Annotated in this window: 2 protein-coding genes and 1 pseudogene; all 3 read left to right on the forward strand. The window is 62.7% G+C overall.

The annotated features are described in order from the left end of the window. Window positions 1–52: 52 nt before the first annotated feature. Window positions 53–1375: pseudogene (locus tag ACQKP2_RS31670) on the forward strand (fumarate hydratase); the annotation flags it as partial. Between the two features lie 236 nt (window positions 1376–1611). Beyond that, a complete protein-coding gene (locus ACQKP2_RS31675) occupies window positions 1612–3375 on the forward strand; it encodes a sensor histidine kinase (protein ID WP_427582219.1) in 1764 nt (587 codons plus the stop codon). Beyond that, entirely contained in the window at window positions 3369–4694 is a 1326-nt protein-coding gene (locus tag ACQKP2_RS31680) for a sigma-54-dependent transcriptional regulator (RefSeq protein WP_427582220.1), read from the forward strand. The genes ACQKP2_RS31675 and ACQKP2_RS31680 overlap by 7 nt, the downstream gene beginning before the upstream one ends. Window positions 4695–4825: the final 131 nt, after the last annotated feature.

Genomic DNA, 4825 nt, shown 5'->3' on the forward strand with positions numbered 1-4825 from the left:
AACACTTTCCAAGCCGCCGCGATAGACTTCTGACAGGTAGCAAGCGTAATGCGACACCGGCATCGTGACCGTGTTTGTCCGCGTGGGCATGGACGTGCGTTGGGATGGCGCGACCATGAGCCTGGACGACATGATCAACGAAGGCGTTCGTCGCGCCTACAACCTGCCGGAAAACGTCCTGCGCGCCTCGATCCTCGCCGACCCGGCGGGTGCTCGCAAAAACACCAAGGACAACACCCCTGCCGTTATCCACTACTCCATCGTTCCGGGTAACACCGTGGAAGTGGACGTGGCGGCCAAGGGCGGCGGTTCCGAAAACAAGTCGAAAATGGCCATGCTCAACCCGTCCGACTCGATCGTCGACTGGGTGCTCAAGACCGTTCCGACCATGGGCGCCGGCTGGTGCCCACCTGGCATGCTCGGCATCGGCATCGGCGGTACCGCCGAGAAAGCCGCGGTGATGGCCAAGGAAGTCTTGATGGAATCCATCGACATCCATGAACTCAAGGCCCGTGGCCCGCAGAACCGCATCGAGGAAATGCGCCTGGAGCTGTTCGAGAAGGTCAACCAGCTGGGTATCGGTGCACAGGGCCTGGGCGGCCTGACCACCGTGCTCGACGTGAAGATCATGGACTACCCGACCCACGCCGCTTCCCTGCCGGTGTGCATGATCCCGAACTGCGCCGCCACTCGCCATGCGCACTTCGTACTCGATGGCTCGGGTCCTGCAAGCCTGGAAGCGCCACCGCTGGACGCCTACCCGGAAATCGTCTGGGAAGCCGGTCCTTCGGCCCGTCGCGTCAACCTCGACACCCTGACCCCGGAAGAAGTGCAGAGCTGGCAGCCAGGCGAGACCATCCTGCTCAACGGCAAGATGCTCACCGGTCGCGACGCCGCGCACAAGCGCATGGTCGAAATGCTCAACAAGGGTGAAACCCTGCCGGTCGATCTGAAAGGCCGCTTCATCTATTACGTCGGTCCGGTCGATCCGGTACGCGAAGAAGTGGTTGGCCCGGCAGGCCCGACCACCGCGACGCGGATGGACAAATTCACCCGTCAGATCCTGGAGCAGACCGGTCTGCTGGGCATGATCGGCAAATCCGAACGCGGCCCGACCGCCATCGAAGCGATCAAGGACAGCAAGGCCGTTTACCTGATGGCCGTCGGTGGCGCAGCGTATCTGGTGGCGCAAGCGATCAAGAAATCCCGCGTCGTGGCCTTCGCCGAACTGGGCATGGAAGCGATCTACGAGTTCGACGTCAAAGACATGCCGGTGACCGTAGCGGTCGACAGCAAAGGTGAATCGGTACACATCACCGGTCCTGCCATCTGGCAGCAAAAGATCAGTGAAAGCCTGGCGGTGGAAGTGCAGTAAGCACTTCGGCTGACCGAAAAAGGCGACAGGCCAATCCCCTGTCGCCTTTTTTTGTTTCCGCATACGTCCCCCTGTAGGAGCGAGCACGCTCGCGATGGTCGTTAACGTTGACGCTGGCTGCCTGAGACCCCGCGGTGCCCGGTCATCCATCGCGAGCTTGCTCGCTCCTACAGGGGGCGAGGCAGCATGCCCCATGTTATGGTGCGCGGCTTCCGTTCCCTATGTGTAATCCCTGCATGCCCGAGTCATCTCGCACCCTGCGCCTGGCGCTGTACACCGTGCTGATCATTGCCGGTGCCGCCATCGCCGCCACCCTGGCCATGCGCCACGCCGTACGCCAATCCATGGTCGAAGACGCAGCCCGCGCCAATCAGCAACTGGCCCTGTATGCAACCTCCCTGCACACCCTGATCGAGCGCTACCGTACCCTGCCATCGGTACTGGCGCTGGACCCGCAACTGCGCGACGCACTCAGGGGCCCGGTTTCTCCCGAACAACAGGACGCGCTGAACCGCAAGCTGGAAAAAATCAACGGCGCCGCCGAGTCCTCGACCCTGGAGCTGCTCGATCGCAACGGCCTTGCCGTGGCTGCGAGCAACTGGCGTCTGCCCAGCAGCTATGTCGGGCACAACTACGGCTTCCGCCCCTATTTCAACCAGACCCGAACCCAGGGCACCGGGCGCTTTTATGCCGTCGGCGTGACCAGCGGCATTCCCGGTTACTTCCTGTCCAGCGCCGTGACCGGTGACGACGGGCAATTTCTCGGTGCCATGGTGGTGAAACTGGAATTTCCGGAACTGGAACGCGAGTGGAGCCAGGGCACCGACACCTTGCTGGTCAGTGATGCTCGCGGAATCATTTTCATCGCCAACCAGCCGGGTTGGCGCTATCGCCACTTGCAGCCCCTGAGCGAAAGCGATCGCGCCGAACTCAAGAACACCCGCCAGTACGACAAGCAACCCTTGTCACCACTTGAACACCAGTCGTTGCGCCGCTTCGACGACAACAGCGAGCTGGCGCGGGTCGACGGTCCCGAAGGCACTGCCGACTATCTGTGGGAGTCCCTGCCGCTGACCGCCGAGGGCTGGACATTGCACCTGCTGCGCCGTCCCCAGGTGGCCTTCGAAGACAGCCGCAACGCCGCGCTTGCGGCAGCCGGATTGTGGCTGACCCTGGTGTTCCTGCTGCTGTTTCTCAATCAGCGCTGGCGCCTGGCCAAGCTGCGCCAGCGCAGTCGCGAAGAACTTGAGCGGCTGGTTGAAGAACGCACCCGTGACTTGCGCACCGCCCAGGAGGGGCTGGTGCAATCGGCCAAGCTCGCCGCATTGGGGCAGATGTCGGCAGCGCTGGCTCACGAGATCAACCAGCCCCTGACCGCGCAACGCATGCAACTCGCGACCCTGAGGCTGTTGCTCGATCACGGCCGCATCGATGACGCCTACCAGGCGCTCAAACCGGTGGACGACATGCTCACGCGCATGGCCGCGCTCACCGGCCACCTGAAAACCTTTGCCCGCAACAGCCCCAGCGGTTTGCGCGAACGGCTGGACCTGGCGGCCGTCGTCGACCAGTCGCTGCACCTGCTCGACACCCGACTGCGCGACGAACAGGTCAGTACGGTGCTGCACCTGACGCGCCCGGCATGGGTACGCGGCGATGCGATTCGACTGGAACAGGTGCTGATCAATCTGTTGCGCAATGCACTCGATGCCATGCGCGACAAACCCTGCAAGCGCCTGGAGATTCGCCTCGAAGCCGAAGAACAAGGGTGGCGCTTGAGTGTCATCGACAACGGCAGCGGCATCGAGCCGCAAGATCTGCCCAAGCTGTTCGATCCGTTCTTCACCACCAAACCGGTGGGTGACGGCCTGGGTATCGGCCTGGCGGTTTCCTTCGCTATCGTTCATGAATCGGGCGGTCGCCTGACAGCCGATAACCACGACAATGGCGCCGTGTTCACCCTGACCTTGCCGATTGATCCGGAGACCCAACCATGCTGAACGCCGTGATGGTCGTCGACGATGAAAGCAGCATCCGCAGCGCCGTCGAGCAATGGCTGAGCCTGTCCGGATTCGAGGTGCAATTGTTCAGCCGCGCCGAAGACTGCCTGGCAAGACTGCCTCGTCATTTTGCCGGGGTGATTCTCAGTGACGTACGCATGCCCGGCATGACGGGCCTGGAACTGCTGGCTGAAGTTCAGCGGCGCGATGCCGACCTGCCAGTGATTCTGCTGACTGGCCATGGTGATGTACCGATGGCCGTCGACGCCATGCGCGATGGCGCCTACGACTTTCTGGAAAAGCCCTTCAGCCCCGACATTCTGCTCGGCAGCCTGCGCCGCGCGCTGGAAAAGCGCCGGCTGGTCCTGGAGAACCGGGCCCTGCACGAGCAGGCCGACAATCGCGCCAGACTCGATGCCACGCTTCTGGGCGTATCCCGTGGCCTGCAGACATTGCGCGGACAGGTGCTGGAACTTGCCGCGCTGCCGGTCAACGTGCTGATCCGTGGCGAAACCGGCAGCGGCAAGGAACTGGTTGCCCGTTGCCTGCATGACTTCGGACCACGGGCCGACAAACCTTTTGTACCATTGAACTGTGCGGCCATCCCCGAGCAGCTGTTCGAGGCCGAGTTGTTCGGCCACGAAAGCGGCGCGTTTACCGGTGCCCAGGGCAAGCGCATCGGCAAACTCGAATATGCCGACGGCGGTACGCTGTTTCTCGATGAAATCGAAAGCATGCCGCTGGCCCAGCAAGTGAAACTGCTGCGGGTATTGCAAGAACAGAAGCTGGAGCGCCTGGGCTCGAACCAGAGTATCCGCGTGGACTTGCGCATCATTGCCGCCACCAAACCGGACTTGCTCGACGAAGCGCGGGCCGGGCGTTTTCGCGAGGACCTGGCCTATCGCCTTAACGTCGCCGAGTTGCGCCTGGCGCCGTTGCGCGACCGTCGCGAAGACATTCCATTGCTGTATGAATCATTTGCACGCCATGCCGCCGAGCGCCTGGGACGTACCTTCTCGCCGCTGAGCGGCCCACAGTTGAGCCACCTGCTCAGCCACGACTGGCCGGGCAATGTACGCGAACTGGCGAACATGGCCGAACGGCAGGTCCTGGGACTTGGCGAGCCCATACCAACGGGATCCGAACCCGGTCAGTCACTGGCGGCGCAGCAGGAAGCCTTTGAAGCGCAATGCTTGCGCGCAGCCTTGACCCGCCACAAAGGCGACGTCAAGGCAGTACTGGAAGAGCTGCAACTGCCACGCCGCACCTTCAACGAAAAGATGCAGCGGCATGGGTTGAGCCGGGAGATGTTTATCTAACACATCACACAAACCCCTGTAGGAGCGAGGCTTGCCCGCGGTATAGTTGTTGGCCGGCCAGCCGCCCGCCGACACACAGTGCCACGTAGGCAGAGGGGCGTGGGGGGGCAGGGTGTGGCGTAAAGGGTGTA

This window comes from Pseudomonas sp. NPDC089569 (genome assembly GCF_050280625.1).
GTDB lineage: Bacteria > Pseudomonadota > Gammaproteobacteria > Pseudomonadales > Pseudomonadaceae > Aquipseudomonas.

Coding starts and splice junctions, on each gene's coding strand:
- ACQKP2_RS31675 (WP_427582219.1), top strand. CDS start 1,612: ATGCCCGAGTCATCTCGCACCCTGCGCCTGGCGCTGTACACCGTGCTG.
- ACQKP2_RS31680 (WP_427582220.1), top strand. CDS start 3,369: ATGCTGAACGCCGTGATGGTCGTCGACGATGAAAGCAGCATCCGCAGC.